Origin of the sequence: Agrobacterium sp. ES01 (assembly GCF_050320885.1) — a bacterium.
Classification (GTDB): Bacteria; Pseudomonadota; Alphaproteobacteria; order Rhizobiales; family Rhizobiaceae; genus Allorhizobium.
In genome coordinates, this window is the sequence record NZ_JBNQTH010000001.1 from 767,323 (window position 1) to 783,905 (window position 16,583).

The 16,583-nt window shown below is 60.4% G+C and carries 14 protein-coding genes; 2 read left to right on the plus strand and 12 right to left on the minus strand.

The annotated features are described in order from the left end of the window. Positions 1-99 precede the first annotated feature (99 nt). Genes ACQQ2Q_RS03915 through ACQQ2Q_RS03925 form a run of 3 tightly spaced genes read right to left on the minus strand, consistent with a single transcriptional unit; the run spans position 100 to position 2,597 of the window. Entirely contained in the window at positions 100-342 is a 243-nt protein-coding gene (locus tag ACQQ2Q_RS03915; RefSeq protein WP_428185710.1) for a DUF4170 domain-containing protein, read from the minus strand. A gap of 55 nt (positions 343-397) precedes the next feature. Beyond that, complete coding sequence (locus ACQQ2Q_RS03920; protein WP_428185711.1) at positions 398-1,210, minus strand: 3'(2'),5'-bisphosphate nucleotidase CysQ; 813 nt, start codon at positions 1,208-1,210, stop codon at positions 398-400. Positions 1,211-1,250: 40 nt separating this feature from the next. Next, entirely contained in the window at positions 1,251-2,597 is a 1,347-nt protein-coding gene (locus ACQQ2Q_RS03925) for a TldD/PmbA family protein (protein WP_428185712.1), read from the minus strand. A gap of 120 nt (positions 2,598-2,717) precedes the next feature. Between ACQQ2Q_RS03925 and ACQQ2Q_RS03930 the strand changes: the two genes are divergently transcribed. After that, the gene (locus ACQQ2Q_RS03930) at positions 2,718-4,526 is read left to right on the plus strand and encodes a monovalent cation:proton antiporter-2 (CPA2) family protein (protein WP_428185713.1); all 1,809 of its coding nucleotides are present in this window, start codon (positions 2,718-2,720) and stop codon (positions 4,524-4,526) included. A gap of 9 nt (positions 4,527-4,535) precedes the next feature. Here the strand turns inward: ACQQ2Q_RS03930 and ACQQ2Q_RS03935 are convergent, their stop codons facing one another. Genes ACQQ2Q_RS03935 through ACQQ2Q_RS03945 form a run of 3 tightly spaced genes read right to left on the minus strand, consistent with a single transcriptional unit; the run spans position 4,536 to position 7,928 of the window. Then, positions 4,536-5,426 carry a patatin-like phospholipase family protein gene (locus ACQQ2Q_RS03935; protein WP_428185714.1) on the minus strand — a complete coding sequence of 297 codons (891 nt, stop codon included), beginning with the start codon at positions 5,424-5,426 and terminating at the stop codon, positions 4,536-4,538. Between the two features lie 27 nt (positions 5,427-5,453). Beyond that, complete coding sequence (rsmD, locus tag ACQQ2Q_RS03940) at positions 5,454-6,014, minus strand: 16S rRNA (guanine(966)-N(2))-methyltransferase RsmD (protein WP_428185715.1); 561 nt, start codon at positions 6,012-6,014, stop codon at positions 5,454-5,456. A 3-nt stretch (positions 6,015-6,017) separates the two neighbouring features. Then, entirely contained in the window at positions 6,018-7,928 is a 1,911-nt protein-coding gene (locus ACQQ2Q_RS03945) for a pseudouridine synthase (protein ID WP_428185716.1), read from the minus strand. A gap of 131 nt (positions 7,929-8,059) precedes the next feature. On the opposite strand from ACQQ2Q_RS03945, the gene ACQQ2Q_RS03950 reads away from it, so the two are divergent. Beyond that, a complete protein-coding gene (locus ACQQ2Q_RS03950; protein WP_428185717.1) occupies positions 8,060-8,515 on the plus strand; it encodes a nucleoside deaminase in 456 nt (151 codons plus the stop codon). A gap of 118 nt (positions 8,516-8,633) precedes the next feature. On the opposite strand, the gene ACQQ2Q_RS03955 is transcribed toward ACQQ2Q_RS03950, so the two are convergent. The 6 genes from ACQQ2Q_RS03955 to ACQQ2Q_RS03980 all read right to left on the minus strand — a co-directional run bounded on the left by ACQQ2Q_RS03955 (position 8,634) and on the right by ACQQ2Q_RS03980 (position 16,501). Then, complete coding sequence (locus ACQQ2Q_RS03955; RefSeq protein WP_428185718.1) at positions 8,634-9,113, minus strand: N-acetyltransferase family protein; 480 nt, start codon at positions 9,111-9,113, stop codon at positions 8,634-8,636. 72 nt (positions 9,114-9,185) lie between these two features. After that, the gene (locus ACQQ2Q_RS03960) at positions 9,186-9,812 is read right to left on the minus strand and encodes a hypothetical protein (protein WP_428185719.1); all 627 of its coding nucleotides are present in this window, start codon (positions 9,810-9,812) and stop codon (positions 9,186-9,188) included. A gap of 130 nt (positions 9,813-9,942) precedes the next feature. Beyond that, the gene (ileS, locus tag ACQQ2Q_RS03965) at positions 9,943-12,843 is read right to left on the minus strand and encodes an isoleucine--tRNA ligase (protein WP_428185720.1); all 2,901 of its coding nucleotides are present in this window, start codon (positions 12,841-12,843) and stop codon (positions 9,943-9,945) included. Positions 12,844-13,137: 294 nt separating this feature from the next. Further along, positions 13,138-14,337 carry a GGDEF domain-containing protein gene (locus ACQQ2Q_RS03970; protein ID WP_428185721.1) on the minus strand — a complete coding sequence of 400 codons (1,200 nt, stop codon included), beginning with the start codon at positions 14,335-14,337 and terminating at the stop codon, positions 13,138-13,140. 163 nt (positions 14,338-14,500) lie between these two features. Further along, positions 14,501-15,481, minus strand: coding sequence for a bifunctional riboflavin kinase/FAD synthetase (locus tag ACQQ2Q_RS03975; protein WP_428185722.1), 981 nt, complete (start codon positions 15,479-15,481; stop codon positions 14,501-14,503). A gap of 168 nt (positions 15,482-15,649) precedes the next feature. Beyond that, complete coding sequence (locus tag ACQQ2Q_RS03980; RefSeq protein WP_428185723.1) at positions 15,650-16,501, minus strand: TIGR01459 family HAD-type hydrolase; 852 nt, start codon at positions 16,499-16,501, stop codon at positions 15,650-15,652. Positions 16,502-16,583: the final 82 nt, after the last annotated feature.

A 16,583-nucleotide genomic window follows, 5' to 3' on the forward strand; every position in this document is an offset into this window, starting at 1 on the left:
CCCACAAACCACTATACTGACTGAGCTATAACTTCGTTAAAATAGTGGCGCCCGCGATGGCTAATCAAGCCAGTCGCGGGCGCACCCGGATCAATTCTTTTAAACGTCTTTCCCGACAGGGTCGAGAAGGCGATGCATATGGACGATGAAATATCGCATGTGGGCATTGTCCACCGTCTGCTGCGCCTTCGATTTCCAGACTGTCAGCGCCGATGCGTAGTCCGGATAAATTCCCACGATGTCGAGATCGTTCAGATCGCGGAATTCAACTTCCTGAAGATTGGACAGTTCGCCGCCAAAGACCAGGTGAAGAAGCTGTTTCTTGCCTGCTGCTCCCGTCATACCTTGTCATCCTTCCATTCCAGTTTTTGTTGCCATTGCTGTGCGCGATTTCGGCTCAAAGGTCAACCGCGCGGGGTACCCGCAGATGTTGCAGAAGGCCCGGCAGCGCGGTCGCAGAGCCGGCGCAGAGGTGATCCTGAACAACTTCGGCGCGATTGTATTGAAGCGGTTCACCGCGAAAATCAACCAACTGCCCCCCGGCCCGTTCCAGCAGAAGATCGGCGGCGGCCAGATCCCAGTCATGCGAGTTTTTCTTCACCAGCGTCGCGTCGATACGTCCGTCAGCAATCAAGGCCAATCTGTAGGCCAGCGAGGGGATATGCGGCACGCGCTCGACCGTCTCACGATACGCGGGATCGAGAAGGTCCAGCATATCGGTCGCGGTCGCGACCCGGGTTGGACCTGCCGAGGGACCCGCGACGGAAATCGGGCTGCCATTCCTGGTGACGGCGCCGTCAGCGACCGCCAGGAATTCCTCATCCAAGGCCGGGGCATACAGTGCTGCGGCAACCGGGCGACCCCGGTGAACGACGGCGACACTCACACACCAGGTTTTCTTGGCACCGATGAACGCCCGTGTGCCATCAATTGGATCGACCACGAACAGGGTCTCATAGCCAAGCCGCGCTGAATCGTCGTCGGTTTCCTCCGAAAGCCAGCCATAGTCGGGACGTGCGGAGCGCAAGATATCCGACAGGCGGTCATTGGCGGCAAAGTCTGCGGCACTGACCGGCGAGCTACCCTCGTTTTTCCACCAGACATCGGGTGACTGGCCGAAGAATGTCATGGCTATTTCGCCGGCACTGCGCGCCGCCTTGGCAACAAGGGCGAGGTCCGCAAGCCGTTCGTTCGTCGGAGCGGATGTCATGGTGCTGCCCTTGCCTTTCTATGGTGACCGGCCGGTCTGTTCAAAGGCCGGCGAGTGTCATGCCTTCAATGGCGATGGTCGGCGATGCCACTGAGAAATCGCGGTCGATGTCATTTGCAAGCGTCAACCGCATGAACATGTCCTTGAGGTTGGACGCGATGGTCACTTCCGAGACCGGATAGGCGATCTCGCCATTTTCGATCCAGTAGCCGGATGCCCCGCGGCTGTATTCGCCGGTGATCATGTTGGCGCCATGACCGATCAATTCGGTGACGTAGAAGCCTGTGCCGATGGAACGGATGAGTTCCTCCGGCGACACGTCGCCCGGTTCCAGCGAAAGGTTCGTGGATGTCGGGGAGACAGAGGTGCCACCGCGTGCGCCACGACCATTGGTCTTCAGCCCCAGTTCACGCGCCGTGGACGACGAGAGGAACCAGTGCTTCAAGACACCGTCCTCGATCATGGTCAGGCGCTCGCCGGCCACGCCTTCACCGTCGAAGGGACGCGAGGCCGAGCCGTGGACGCGGCGTGGATCGTCGATGATGGTGAGACCGGGCTTCAAGACCTGCTCACCCATCTTGTCGCGCAGGAACGAGGTCTTGCGGGCAACCGAGGCCCCGTTGATGGCGCCCGCGATATGCCCGACAAAGCCACGGGCGACACGCGGGTCGAAGACCACGGTCAGATTGGAGGCGGTCTTCACCTGACGCGGATTGACGCGACGGACAACGCGCTCGCCGGCGCGGCGGCCGATATCCTCGGAACTATCCAGTTCGGAATAATAAAGACGGCTATCGAAATCATAGTCGCGCTCCATCTTGGTGCCTTCGCCGGCAATGACGCTGACGGAGCGACCGAAGCGGGAGCCCATATAGCTGCCGGAGAAGCCGTCGGAGGTGACAAGTACCATGCCGCCAAGGCCGGAGGATGCACCGGAGCCCGAGGAGTTGGTGACGCCGTCCACCGAAAGGGCGGCCTCTTCCATGGCAAGGGCTGCCTGCGTCAGTTCTTCGCTCGACACTTCCGTCGGGTCGAAGAGCTTGAGATCCGGGAAGGTCGTTGCCAGATCTTCCTTGTCGGCCAGACCGGCATAAGGATCTTCCGGCGACACCTTGGCCATGGCCACGGCGCGCTCTGCAAGCACCTTCAAATCGAAGCCCGGATTTGCCGAGACGCTGGCAACACGCTTGCCGACGAAGACGCGCAAAGAGAAATCGTCGCTTTCGGCGGAATCCGTGGATTCCACTTTTCCCTGGCGCACAGACACGGACTTGGAGCGGGACCGGACAACAACGGCATCGGCCTGATCCGCACCGGCGGCGCGGGCAAGCTCGACAAGTTGATCGGCGCGGGATAACAGGCTGGCGGAATCGAATTCTGACGACATGAAATAGCCTTTCGTTCGGGCACCATTTATTGTGCAATACACCCAGCATCAAGGGCAGCACCGTCGATTCCCGCAGAACTGCGGCAATTGTCGCCAAATGAGTTGAAGGAAAAGTCGTTCATGAGTACCTCGACAACTCTGTTTTCCGAAACGCTGCTGCTTCTGGGCGGTGCCGTTGTCGCTGCACCGCTGTTCCGCAAGATCGGTCTTGGAACCGTTCTGGGCTATCTGACAGCCGGTGTGGTCATCGGCCCGGTGCTCCATCTGATCACCGGCGCGGAGGAAATTCTCAGCATCGCCGAACTCGGCGTGGTGTTCCTGCTGTTCGTCATCGGGCTGGAACTCAATCTGTCGCGGTTGTGGCGCATGCGGGCCGACATCTTCGGGCTTGGAACCGCACAGGTGATGCTTGCAGGCTTGGCCCTGACAGGTCTTTCCATGGTGGCGGGCATTGCAGAATGGCGCGGAAGTCTGGTGGTCGGGTTTGGTCTTGCGCTTTCCTCGACCGCATTCGCATTGCAGCTTCTCAATGATCAGGGCGACCGGAACTCAACCTATGGACAACGCGCCTTCTCGATCCTGCTGTTGCAGGATCTGGCGATCGTGCCGCTGTTGGCGATGGTCAGCATTCTGGGCACCAGTCACAGCCAGTCCGAGACTGCGGTTTTACCCGAAATTCTGAAAGCCGTCGGTGCCATTGCTGCGACCGTTGTGGCCGGACGCTATCTGCTGACGCCGTTTTTCCAGATCATTGCCCGCACCGGTGCGCGCGAGGTGATGATTGCGGCGGCGCTGTTTGTCGTCATCGGCGCTGCCACCTTGATGCAGGTGGCGGGGCTTTCCATGGCCATGGGTGCGTTCCTGGCAGGTGTCATGCTGGCGGAATCCTCCTATCGTCACGAGTTGGAAGCGGATATCGAGCCCTTTCGCGGCCTGCTCCTGGCGCTGTTCTTCATGGCGGTCGGGCTTTCGATGGAGCTCGCCGTGATCATGGACAATCTGCTGCTGCTGGCCGTCGGCGTGGTTGCCGTGATGGTGGTCAAGGCGTCGATCATGTTTGTGCTCGCGCGGTTCACCGGTTCAAGCCGGAACGATGCGGTGCGCATTGCCTTCCTTCTGCCGCAGGGCGGTGAATTCGGCTTCGTGCTGTTCACCACCGCCACCACAGCCGGACTGTTTTCCAATGCCACGGCCTCATTGCTCATTTCCATGGTCACACTCACCATGGCGCTCACGCCGCTGGGTGCTTTGCTGTCGCGCCGGTTCCTGACAGAGGACGGTCGCGAGCAACTGGAAGAGGATTTCGAGGGTGCCGGCGCGGACGTGCTGATGATCGGATTTTCCCGCTTCGCCCAGATCAGCGCACAGATCCTGCTGGCAAGCGGTCGCGAGGTAACCATCATCGACGATTCCGCCGACCGTGTGCGCCAGGCGGCCTCCTTCGGCTTTCGCATCTATTTCGGCGATGGTACGCGGCTGGATGTCCTGCGGGCGGCCGGTATCGAACATGCCAAGATTGTCGCTGTCTGTACGCAGAAGAAGGAAACGACGGACCGCATCGTCGATCTGGTGCGGGACGAATATCCGCATGCGCGCCTGTTCGTGCGGTCTTATGACCGCGTCCACAGCCTGTCGCTTCGAGCACGGGACGTGGAGTACGAACTGCGCGAAACGCTGGAATCCGGCCTCATGTTCGGGCGGAAAACCATTCAGGCGCTTGGCATGTCGGAGGACGATGCGCGTGCCATCGTCAAGGATGTGCGCCGCCGCGACGAGGAGCGGCTTCAGATCCAGGCCGCAGATGGCATTCTGGCCGGTCGACACATGCTGCACAACAGACCGGTCAACCCGGAACCGCTGATCAAGCCGAAGCGTCTCAAAAATCCTGTCGAGAAAACAGACGAAGAGGCCTCGACCGAGGCAGGATGATAAGACAAGCTATTCGATGGATTTGCGCGAAGCCGCTTCCAGCTTGCCTTCCAGATCGCGCTTGAACCCGTCCTTCAAACCTTCCGTCGCCTCCAGCACCTGCTGGGCTTTGAGAAAATCGAGAACCCGGAAGCCGGAAACCGGCGGGCGCAGGAATATCTCCGGCGTATAGATCTTCAGCATCAGCTGGATGGCCGAGAGCATGGTGAGCTGCCCGGCCCCGAAAATACTGTCGAAACGGCTGGGTGCTTCTGTCGGATCGCCCACGGGACCGCCGACGACATCGACGCCTATAATGATATCGGCCCTGCCTTTCAGCTTGTCATAGGGGACGGGATTGAAGATACCGCCATCGATCGAGAGCGCGCCGTTGAGGCTGACCGGCATGAAGAGTGCTGGAATGGCGGCAGAGGCTGCCAGTGCCGTCACCAGTTTGCCTTCGCTCACCGCGATTTCCCGCTGGCCGTAATAATCGGTCGCCATGACTGTCAGCGGTATCTGCAGGCCGGAGAATTGGTCCGGAAGCTGCGCCGGCAGGAAGGCGGGCAGGATGGTTTCAAGATTGAACTGACCGAACCGAAAGCCGCCCAGCGCATCGCGCATGGTGCCACCGCGGAGGCTCCAAAGCCTGCTGGTGACAGCGCCGCGCCTGCCAACGGTCTCCAGCGCAAATTCGCGGATCTCGGCACCGGTCATGCCGGCCGCCATGCCCGCACCCATGATGGCGCCGATGGACGAACCGGCAATCGCCACCGGGCGAATTCCCATTTCATCCAGCGCCTCGATAACGGGAATATGGGCAAAGCCGCGTGCGCCGCCGGCACCGAAGGCAATGGCCACGGTCGGATCAGAGGAGTGCGCTTTTCGTTCCGTACCGGTCAAAGACTGCGATTGATCCATGGACGGACGACCTTTTCTTGCGGCCCGTCAGCCGGGCGTGTAGCGATAAAAATGCATGCGCGTATCGCCAAAACCGCGATCCTCAAGCAGGTTGAAGACGGGGTCGACGGCAGGTTCGATATCGGATCGCTCTTCGAGAATGACAAGGGCGCCGGGTACAAGCCAGCCGCCTGAATGGGCACCGGCCAAGGCTTTTTCGCCAAGACCCTTGCCGTAAGGCGGGTCGGCAAACACCAGGTCGAATGGTTCCATGGTTCCCGGTCCGCCGAGCTGTGTCGCATCGCGGCGCAGCATTCTGGCCCGGCCATGAAGGCCCAGGGCATCGATATTTTCCCACAGAATGCTGCGGCCCTCGACGCTGTTTTCCACAAACAGCGCCGTGCGGCATCCTCGCGACAATGCCTCTATACCGACAGCGCCGGTGCCCGCGAAAATGTCCAATATGCGCGTCCCATCCAGGCATTCCGGATAGGCGTGGCCCAGAATATTGAACAGGCTCTCGCGGGTGCGATCGGTCGTCGGGCGAATATCATTCGACTTCGGACCGGCCAGAGCACGTCCGCGAAACTCACCGCCGACAATCCGCACCGCTTACCTCCGGCCCTTGAATGGACCACGTCCGCCCTGGGGCTTGCCACCACCGGGACGGTCGCCGCGCGGACGATCGCCGCCGGGCTTGTCACCAAAGGATCGCCCGCCACTGGGCTTCCCACCGCTTGGCTTGCCGCCACCGGGCTTGTCGCCGAAGGCGCGACCACCGGCAGGTTTGCCACGGGGCTTATCGCCAAAAGGCTTTGCCCCGCGCGGCTTGTCGCCAAAGGGCTTGTCGCCAAAAGGTCTGTCGCCACGGGCCGGACGGCCTTCGCCGCTGCGTTCAGCGCGTGCAGGGCGGTCGCTTCTGTCTGAACGAGGGCCACGGTCCTCTCTGGGACCTCTGTCGCCTCTTTGGCCCCGGTCATCTCTTGGGCCACGATCATTGCGTTCCGGACGATCACTGCGCCCGCCAAAGCTGCGCTTGTCGCCGAAACCGCCGCCGTCCTTGCGGTCGGGCTTGGCAGGCGAATCCGCGCGGATCCATTCGCCCTCTTCGTCGCGGGTACGGCTCACCACAACGCGTGGGCCGTCGTCGCGACGGAAATCGGACTTGCCCTTGCTGTCGGGATCGAACTTGCCGCGGCTCCTGGTCGGCAGACCATCCTTGTCGCGACCGTAACGCTTGGACTGCGGAGCGCCATCGCGGCGTGCGGGCTTGCGAGCTTCTGCGCCCTCTTCTCTTGCGGTCTTTTCAGCCACAGGGCGAGCACCCGGAGCCATCCAGACATTGGCCGTGCGGGCGCGCGTGGCAGCCGGCCGGCTATTTGGCTTGTCGCCATAACCACGGTCTTCGTCACGGCCGGCAGATTTGCCGCCGCCAAAGCTCTTCGGTGCCGACTTGCGTTCGCCGCGGTCGGAAGACGACTTGCGGGTGTCGAGACGTGCACGGCCTTCCTCGCGGAAATCCGAACCCTTCTCGCGTGCACCCCAGGGACGCTTTTCCTTGGCCTCTGTTTTTTCTTCCGCAGCACCGTCGGAGAAGAGCGGTGCGTCAAAATTGGCCTTGGCGTCTTCAATCAGGCGGGGACCGAGCTGATCGCGCAACATGCGACCGCGCACTTCCAGCGCCTTTCTCTCGGCAATGTCACCAAGCTGGAAAGGTCCGTAGGAAATACGGATCAGGCGGTTAACCTCGAGGCCGAGCTCGCCCAGCACGTTCTTGATTTCACGGTTCTTGCCTTCGCGAAGACCCATGGTGATCCAGACATTGTGGCCCTGCTTGCGGTCGAGCGTGGCTTCGATGGCACCATAGAGCACGCCATCGACGGCAATGCCGTCCTTGAGCTTGTCGAGATCGGCCTGTTCGACCTCACCATAGGCGCGAACGCGGTAGCGACGCAGCCAGCCTGTTGTCGGCAGTTCCAGAACGCGGGCAAGGCCACCGTCATTGGTCAGCAGCAACAAGCCTTCGGTGTTGATGTCGAGACGGCCGATGGAGACGACGCGCGGCAATTCTTCCGGCAGGTTGTCGAAGACGGTCGGGCGACCTTCCGGATCGGCATTGGTGGTCACCAGACCGGCTGGCTTGTGGTAGAGCCACAGGCGCGTGCGCTCGACGCCACGGATCGGTTCGCCGTCGACTTCGATCTTGTCGGCAAAGGTTGCGTTGACCACGGGGGTTTCCAGCACCTTGCCGTTGAGGCTGACGCGGCCTTCCATGATCATGCGCTCGATATCGCGACGAGAGGCGATGCCGGCGCGGGCGAGCAGCTTGGAAATGCGCTCGGGCTTTGTTGCTTCGCCCGATGCCGATGCGACTGCCGATGAGCGGCTGAACGTCTTGTCGGACGCTTTTCCTGCCGGCTTGCTGTCACGCTTGGGCGCATCGCCATCCGATTTGCGGCTGTCGCGCGAACCGCGGGATGCGTATGCAGGCTTGGGTCCTGTGGACTTGTCTTTAGGTGTCATTTGCTGTTTGCCTGTGTTCCTAACCTCGGGCGACCGCATGGCGCCAACCATAAGCGGTATATCCGCGGGGGCGAGGCAATTTTGCGTGTCCTATCAGGTCGCGCGGTCCGGGTTAAGAGGAAAATCATCGGATGGCGGAGACAAATCGCTTCATGGAAGCGGCATTGGCCGAAGCGCAAGCCGCCGGAGAGCGTGGCGAAGTGCCAATCGGGGCCGTTGTGGTGCTCGATGGAGAGATCGTCGGGCGCGGCGGCAACCGCACGCGCGAGAAGAATGATGTGACCGCGCATGCGGAAATAGAGGCTATTCGCGCGGCCTCAGCAGCGCTTCAGCAGGAACGGCTACCGGGCGCCGATCTCTATGTCTCGCTGGAGCCCTGCGCCATGTGTGCGGCCGCCATTTCCTTTGCCCGCATCCGTCGTCTCTACTACGGCGCCGAGGACCCGAAAGGCGGTGGCGTGGATCATGGCGGGCGGTTTTATGCCCAGCCGACCTGCCATCATGCACCGGACGTCTATTCCGGCATTGGCGAGCGTGCCGCAGGCGATATTCTCAAACGGTTCTTTCAGGAGAAACGGGAGCGCTGATCCTCCAGCCCATGCAAGGGTCGCTGAGGGGCATGGTCAACTGTGGCGCGCCCATCAGTCGAGGTTTTCTATGTGATCCTGCCGCGCCGAGTCTTCCGCGACGGGACTTGAGCGAGATTTATCCCTTGGCAAAAGTCTTCAGCTTGTCTCCGGCGAGGCGATATCGGATCCATTCGGTCTGCGGTTCGGCTCCGATAGCGTCGTAGACGCGGATGGCCGGCTCGTTCCAGTCGAGTACGCTCCATTCAAAGCGGCCACAGCCTTTTTCGACGGCAATGCGGGCCAGGTGGCGCAGCAGGAGCTTGCCCGCGCCGGAGCCACGGTAATCCGGGGCAATATAGAGATCTTCCAGGTAAAGGCCGTTACGGGCCTGCCAGGTGGAATAGTTGAAAAACCAGACGGCAAAGCCAACGGGCAGGCCATCGGCTTCCAGAATGGCCGAACCGGTCACAGAGCCGGGGCCGAACAGAGATGCCGTCAGGCTTTCTTCTGTGGCTTCGACCTCATGCTCGGCCTTTTCGAAAATCGCCAGATCGGTGATGAAGCGCAGGATGGTGCCGACATCATCGGCTGTTGCGTCGCGAATGGTGAAAGTCATTATTCAGTCCAGATAAATAGCCAAAAAAAATGGCAGGCCACTGGCCTGCCGTTTCGATGCTGTCGATTGCGCTTATTGGAAGGGCATCCACCAGGAAGAGGTCTGCTGTGCAGCCTTGGCTTCCTTCTTGCGACGCTTTGCCTTCTTCAACTCCGGTTCGCCCAGATCATCCAGCGTGACAGCTTCTGCTGCGCGATATTCCGTCGGCGGATCGGCCAGGAAGCGGCGCTGATCGAGATAAGAGCCCTGCTGGATCTTGCGCGCCTCGCGGAAGGCTTCCCATTTCTGCTTTTCCGTCTGGGTGCCGGCACTGCCGTAACCAACGAGGAGCGGCGAACGATAGTTCGGATTGTCCTTGTTGTCGTCGGCTTCCTTGCGAAGACGCGCACGCGTCTCTTCCGGCGTTTCCAGCCAGGCAGGATTTTCCTTGCTGGCAAGAGACTGCTGCGGCTGAACCAACTGGGCCGTTTCCTGGTTGGGCGGCATTACCAGTTCAGGGCGAGGATTGTATTTCTCGCCGGTGTTCTTGTTGGGGTTGGCACCAATGGAGGCGACGTCACCCAGATCGTCCGCCAGCTGCTCTATGGCAGTCTTGTCTGTGCCATAAGTCGGACTGCCAAGGCAGCCGCTCAAGCCAACGCAACTCATGAGAATGCCCGCCATACCGGCGCCAACTCGAAACGCATTTGCCGTCTTCATGAAACCCTTCCAGCCTTGCCGGTCTCCGCCCCACGCGATGTTGTTATACCGCCTGACCGATGAATCCGGCCATTTTCAGGCAATTTTACCGGATGACCCGCGAAAGCGCAAATCATCCGGTCATCATTTGTCATCCACGCGCTGCCAATTCGCGCAAGGCAGCGGCGTCACGGGCCGAGACGTCGGGATAATCCGGGTCCGATCCGACATCCTGGGTGATACGCCAGGAGCGTGCACACTTGATCCCATCCGCCGGTTTCGGCTCCACCGAGACCTTTGGCACTTCGGAGAGGCGGAAAGCATCCGACGGACCTTCGGCCGCCACAAGCGTGATGGCAGAGGTGATGCAGATTTCAGCGAAATCCTGCCCATCGAGCGCCGACAGGAGTTCCGGATCAGCGATATGCACAACCGGTGCTGCCTCGAGCGAGGAGCCGATGCGCTTTTCACGGCGCTCGACTTCCAGGGCACCCGTGACGACATAGCGGACGTCGCGGATCTTTTCCCACTTGGCGACCAGTTCCGGTGCCAGCCATTCCGCCGGCACGTCCGGGAACTGCTCAAGATGCACTGACTCGGCATCCGGATTGCGCGACAACCAGGCCTCTTCCATGGTGAAGGCCAGCATGGGCGCAAACCAGGTCACCAGGCAATCGAACAGCTTGCGGATGACGAACAACGAGGCACGGCGGCGATGCGATGACGGTGCATCGCAATAAAGCGCGTCCTTGCGGATATCGAAGTAGAAGGCCGACAGTTCGATATTGGCGAAATCGGTCAAGGCGCGGGTGATCTTCTTGAAATCGAAGGCGTCATAGCCAGAGCGCACCAAAGCATCGAGCTCGGCCAGACGATGCAGCATCAGGCGCTCGAGTTCCGGCATGTCGGCATAGGCGATCTCATCGCCCTCGTCGTGGGCGAGCGTGCCGAGCATCCAGCGGATGGTGTTGCGGATCTTGCGGTAGCTGTCGATATTGGTCTGCAGGATCGCCTTGCCGAGGCGCTGGTCCTCGGAATAATCGGTGGTCATGACCCACAGACGCAGGATATCGGCGCCCGACTGGGCCATCACGTCCTGGGGCACAACGGTGTTGCCCTTGGACTTCGACATCTTTTCGCCCTTCTCATCCATGGTGAAGCCATGGGTGACAACGGCATTGTAAGGCGCACGACCGCGGGTCGCGCAGCTTTCGAGCAGCGATGAATGGAACCAGCCGCGATGCTGGTCCGAGCCTTCGAGATAGACGTCCGCCGGCCATTTGAGGTCCGGGCGATCTTCCAGCGTGAAGGTGTGGGTCGAGCCTGAATCGAACCAGACATCGAGGATGTCCCTGACCTGAACCCAAGGTTCGCCCGCACGGTCGCCGAGGAAGCGCTCACGGGCGCCTTCGGCAAACCAGGCGTCAGCGCCTTCGGCCTCAAAGGCCTCGAGGATGCGGGCGTTGACCGCGTCGTCGACCAGAACTTCGCCCTGCTCGTCGGCAAAGACGGCGATGGGGACGCCCCAGGCGCGCTGACGCGACAGAACCCAGTCCGGACGACCTTCGATCATGCCGCGCAGACGGTTCTGGCCACCAGCCGGCACGAAGCGCGTGTCTTCAATGGCACCCAGTGCGCGCGAGCGCAGCGTTGTGCCATCGCCGAGTTCCTTGTCCATATAGACAAACCACTGCGGCGTGTTGCGGAAGATGATCGGCTTCTTGGAACGCCAGGAATGCGGATAATCATGCTTGATGCGGCCGCGGGCAAACAGATTGTTGGCGGCGATCAGGGCTTCGATGACGCGCTTGTTGGCATCGCCCTTCTTGCCGTTGTCATCCATGACGCGCGCGGCACCGCCCTCGGCGCTGGGGCCGAAGCCAAATGCCTCATCGGTGTAGAAGCCGGCATCATCGACGGTGAACGGGATCTTGGACGAGATGCCGCGGGCTTCAAGCGCACGGGCATTGTCCATCCATGCGTCAAAGTCTTCGCGGCCGTGACCGGGGGCCGTATGCACAAAACCGGTACCGGCGCTGTCGGTGACGTGATCGCCGTCCATGAGCGGCACGGCGAAGTCGTAACCGAGCGAGGCCAGCGGATGGGCGCAGGTCATCCCTGCCAGCTCCTCGCTTGCGACCTCACGCACAAGGTTCAGTGTCACCTTGGCCTTTGCCGCGCATTCCTCGGCGAGGCTTTTTGCAAAGATCAGCTTTTCACCCGGCTGCGGACCGAAATCATTGGCTGCTTCCGTCACCTCGTAGAGGCCGTATTCGATCCGGGACGAGAAGGAGATCGCGCGGTTGCCCGGGATGGTCCAAGGGGTCGTGGTCCAGATGACGACGGAGGCGGATTTCAGTTCGTCAGATGCTTCAACCACCGGGAACTTCACCCAGATCGTGTCGCTCTCGACCTCGTGATATTCCACCTCGGCTTCCGCCAGCGCCGTGCGCTCGACCACCGACCACATGATCGGCTTGGAGCCGCGATAGAGCTGGCCGGACTTGGCGATCTTGAGGAGTTCGCCAGCGATGCGGGCTTCGGCGTGGAAGTTCATCGTGGTGTAGGGATTGTCGAAGTCGCCTTCGATGCCCAGGCGCTTGAACTCTTCCGACTGGACCTTGATCCACTCGGCTGCGAAGTCGCGGCATTCCTGACGGAACTCGTTGACCGGAACCTCGTCCTTGTTCTTGCCCTTGGCGCGATATTTTTCCTCGATCTTCCATTCGATCGGAAGGCCGTGGCAATCCCAGCCGGGAACGTAATTGGCGTCATAGCCGCGCATCTGGAAGGAACGGTTGATCACGTCCTTCAGGATCTTGTTGAGCGCATGGCCGATATGGATATTGCCATTGGCATAGGGAGGGCCGTCATGCAGCACGAATTTTTCGCGACCGGCAGCGGATGCACGAAGCTTCTTGTAAAGCCCCATTTCCTGCCAGCGCTTGACCGTTTCCGGTTCCTTTTGCGGCAGGCCTGCGCGCATCGGGAAATCCGTCTGCGGCAGATAGAGAGTGGAGGAATAGTCTACTTTTTCAACAGTATCTGTCATGATCTAGCCAAAGTGGGGCGGCCTTGAGGCGCGCCGAAAATCAAGGAAATTCGCGGTGACGGAGGGGGGCAAACGAAGCGCCCAAAACCCGGACCCTCCGGCAGCTCTCAAAGCGCGCGGAAGGCCGGGCCAATAATTCGAAAGAATATCGTCTGCCGTACCTTGCTCATGGTGGCGGTTGTTTAGGCGGTTTTACCGGGAAAAGGAAGAGGTGGCCGGCAAGAATGTCGACGTTCACCGGGCGGGCTACCGAATGACGGCTGCTTGAAACCTCCGGCCGAGCGCGGCACATTGCTATGCCGGTGACGGTTTGGGCGGAGAAATGCCTTCAAAGGGGCTCGCGGCTTCCGTCACATGGTGGAGGATGACGCGATTGCGCCCCTCGTTCTTGGCGGCATAAAGTGCGCGGTCGGCATCGTTGACCCATGCATCCAGGGTCCGCACTGGGCTAGTGTTCATCATCACATAACCGCAGGAAATCGTCAGACTGAAGCGGTTTTCTGCCGATTGGACTTCCAGCTTTTCTATTGCCGCACGCGCACGCTCCAGCACCGCTGCTGCCTCGCGCCGATCATGCCCCGGCAGGCACAGACCGAATTCCTCGCCCCCAAGGCGACCCAAAAGAGCGCCGGAAGGAAGATTCGCCTCGATGACTTTCGTCACTTCAATCAGGGCATCATCGCCGCCCTTGTGGCCAAAGGTATCGTTAATTCGCTTGAAGTAATCGAGATCGAAGATTGCAACAGCGCCATTGCCGGTCCTTGCCAGTGTCTCGCCAAGGGCGAAAAACATGCGCCGGTTCAACACACCCGTGAGGGCGTCGCGCTCCGCAAGCTGCCTTTGCCTTTCGCTGGTGCGCTCCAGCTTCAAGACTACGATGACCAGGAAGCAGGCCATGTTGAAGATCGCCAGCAGGATGCTTGCCGGACCAAGCCAGGCCGACACCGGTGTGTTCACCACGATCTCCACGGGCGCCACGATGGACATTGGCGCAATCAGAATGTTCGTCAATGCATAGGCCCCGAGAACCAGGGCGGCCAATCGGCGTGACGGAAGATGCTCGCTGCTCGGGCTGCCCCATACGACATTGGCAGCCAGCAGTAGATTCACGGCTGAGCCCCCGTAAATCAGCATGCCACGCACACCTTCCGGATCAGGCAAGAAGCCCGCCAGAACCATGAGTATGGCAGCGGCGGCCGTGACGGCGAAAGCTTCGATGGGATGGTAGGAGCAGCGGAAGAAGTCTTTGAAGCCGAGCCATATGAAACCGGTCATGCTGATCAGAAGCGCGCCGCCGAAAAACTCGACATAGTCCACAGAGATCAACTTGAATTTGCTCATCAAGACGCCGCTGAGCACCGCGCAAAGAGCCGCCATACACCACAGGACCAGATCTTTTTGCCTTGGATTTCGTAGCCAGGCAATCGTGACGACGGAGACGATCGAGAGATTGATCATCGCTGTATAGATGAAGATTGTTTTTAGCTCCAACATCGCATCCAATGAGTCTAAATCGTCCTTACGCTCCAGTTATAGTGGATGTGGACAAATTAATTGTTAATTTTAGAAATTATGCACCTTTCAGCCCCGACTTCGACAGGGACTGTCAAACGGTGCACTTCAATCTCTTTGTTTCTGAAAAATGTTAAACTTGAATTTAAAAGGCGATGACCGTGTCGAGGTCGCCAAGCGTTCTGACACCTGACAGCAGCGCGCGCGCCTCTTCCTCGTCCCGACGGATCTGGGCAACCAGCGGATCGAGGCCGTCAAATTTCAACTCATCGCGTAGATGGCCGAAGAAGGAGACCGAACAGGTCTCACCGTAGAGGTCACCGTCGAAATCGAAGATGTAGGTCTCAAGCCAGGCGGCTCCATCGCTGCTGACGGTGGGGCGGTAACCGAAGCTTGCAACGCCATCGTGCAATGTGCCATCGGCGCGACGAAACCTGACGGCGTAAATGCCGGGCTTCAGCTCCGCCTCCGGCGCCAGCTCCATATTGGCCGTTGGAAAGCCGATGGTGCGACCAAGCTGCTGGCCCTTGAACACCTCTGCTTCCACCGTATAGCGATAGCCGAGAAGACCTGCGGCCTGTGCCACATCGCCCTTGGCGATCAGCGTTCGGATGCGGCTTGAGGATATGATCTCTGCGCCTTCGTCGCGGAAGGGGTCGATCAGGGTGACGCCAAAACCGTGGCGCTCGCCGGCGCCCATCAGGAAGGCCGGACCGCCTTCCCTGCCCTTGCCGAAATGGAAATCGACACCGGTCACCACCTGCGAGGCCCCCAGCCAATCGACGAGAATGGACTTCACGAAGGTTTCGGCCGACGTGGTGGAGAATTCACGATCGAAGGGATATTCGACCACGCAATGGAAGCCCAACGCTTCCAGAAGCCGGGCGCGCAGCGATGGCGGCGTGAGACGGAAAACGGGCTTGTCGGGATTGAAGACAGAGCGCGGATGCGGTTCGAAGGTCAAGACGATGGCCGGGACGCCGCGACTTTGCGCCCGTTCCAGTGCCTCGCCCAGAACAGCCTGATGGCCGCGATGCACGCCGTCAAAATTGCCGATGGCAATGACGCCGCCCTTCAGCGCATCGGGAAGCGGGTTCTTCTGTTCGTTGCGGTGAAAAACGGTCACGCCGACGCTCCGTTTCCGAACAAGGACGCCGTGCTGTCCGACACTCTGCAATGGCACTGCCCAACGGATGCGGCGTCAAGGCATGGATTACCCGTTGCGCTAACACACATAGGTTTGCGCCAACAGTTCGCCGTGATCGAAGTCCAGTTCACCGGCATGAAACCAACCTTATGCCAGCCGCTGCATCCAGAATACCGGCGTCGCGCTTTCCCGCTTGAGATAGGCATTCAGGATGGCCTCGTCGGTCTTGCCGTCGACAGTGTATTCACCAGCATGGATGCCGCCGGAGATATAGAGGAGATCATAGCCGGCATCGAGCGCGCCGCGGACATCGGTCGGCATGCCGTCGCCAATGGCCAGCACGCGGGCCGGATCGATTTTGCCGCCGCGAGCTTCAGCGGCGGCAGCCATGGCGGCCTCATAGATCGGATGATGGGGCTTGCCGGCAATACGGGTCTGACCGCCCAGTTGCTCGTAATAGGCAGCTACCGCACCTGCGCAGGGGATGATGCGTTCGCCGCGCTCGACCACCAGATCGGGATTGGCGCAGATCAGCGGCACTTGGCGCTTCTGGAATTCCACGAGCATGTCGTGGTAATCTTCCGGCGTTTCCTTTTCGTCGTCAAAGAAACCGGTGCAGACGATCGCTTCGGCATCAGCCGCATCGACGGCTTCGGCACCTGTTCCATCCAGCAGCGGCAGATCGCGCTCGGGGCCGAGAAGGAAGACCTTCTTCGGTCCCTCGGCAATCAGCTTGCGGGTCACATCGCCAGAGGTGACGATCCGGTCAAAGGCGGTATCGGCGACGCCGATTGCCTTCAACTGGGTGATGACGCCCGGAGAGGGACGCGGCGAGTTGGTGATCAGCACAACCGTGAGACCGGCGTTGCGGGCTTCGGTCAATGCCACGGATGCCTTGGGAAACGCATCGATCCCGTTGTGCAGGACGCCCCAGACGTCACACAGAATGACGTCATAGCCGCCTGTGGCTTCACCGAGGGTCTGGATGCGCTTTGCCATGGAAAATGTCCTGCTTGATAAAGTCTGGTGTCACATCGCAAACCGGATCGCAGATTACAAGAGACATCCGTCTTTAATGGCG

Excerpts from the sequence above, each read along its gene's own strand:
- ACQQ2Q_RS03915 (WP_428185710.1), bottom strand. The coding sequence starts at position 342 with ATGACGGGAGCAGCAGGCAAGAAACAGCTTCTTCACCTGGTCTTTGGC.
- ACQQ2Q_RS03920 (WP_428185711.1), bottom strand. The coding sequence starts at position 1,210 with ATGACATCCGCTCCGACGAACGAACGGCTTGCGGACCTCGCCCTTGTT.
- ACQQ2Q_RS03925 (WP_428185712.1), bottom strand. The coding sequence starts at position 2,597 with ATGTCGTCAGAATTCGATTCCGCCAGCCTGTTATCCCGCGCCGATCAA.
- ACQQ2Q_RS03930 (WP_428185713.1), top strand. The coding sequence starts at position 2,718 with ATGAGTACCTCGACAACTCTGTTTTCCGAAACGCTGCTGCTTCTGGGC.
- ACQQ2Q_RS03935 (WP_428185714.1), bottom strand. The coding sequence starts at position 5,426 with ATGGATCAATCGCAGTCTTTGACCGGTACGGAACGAAAAGCGCACTCC.
- ACQQ2Q_RS03945 (WP_428185716.1), bottom strand. The coding sequence starts at position 7,928 with ATGACACCTAAAGACAAGTCCACAGGACCCAAGCCTGCATACGCATCC.
- ACQQ2Q_RS03950 (WP_428185717.1), top strand. The coding sequence starts at position 8,060 with ATGGCGGAGACAAATCGCTTCATGGAAGCGGCATTGGCCGAAGCGCAA.
- ACQQ2Q_RS03955 (WP_428185718.1), bottom strand. The coding sequence starts at position 9,113 with ATGACTTTCACCATTCGCGACGCAACAGCCGATGATGTCGGCACCATC.
- ACQQ2Q_RS03960 (WP_428185719.1), bottom strand. The coding sequence starts at position 9,812 with ATGAAGACGGCAAATGCGTTTCGAGTTGGCGCCGGTATGGCGGGCATT.
- ileS (WP_428185720.1), bottom strand. The coding sequence starts at position 12,843 with ATGACAGATACTGTTGAAAAAGTAGACTATTCCTCCACTCTCTATCTG.
- ACQQ2Q_RS03970 (WP_428185721.1), bottom strand. The coding sequence starts at position 14,337 with ATGTTGGAGCTAAAAACAATCTTCATCTATACAGCGATGATCAATCTC.
- ACQQ2Q_RS03980 (WP_428185723.1), bottom strand. The coding sequence starts at position 16,501 with ATGGCAAAGCGCATCCAGACCCTCGGTGAAGCCACAGGCGGCTATGAC.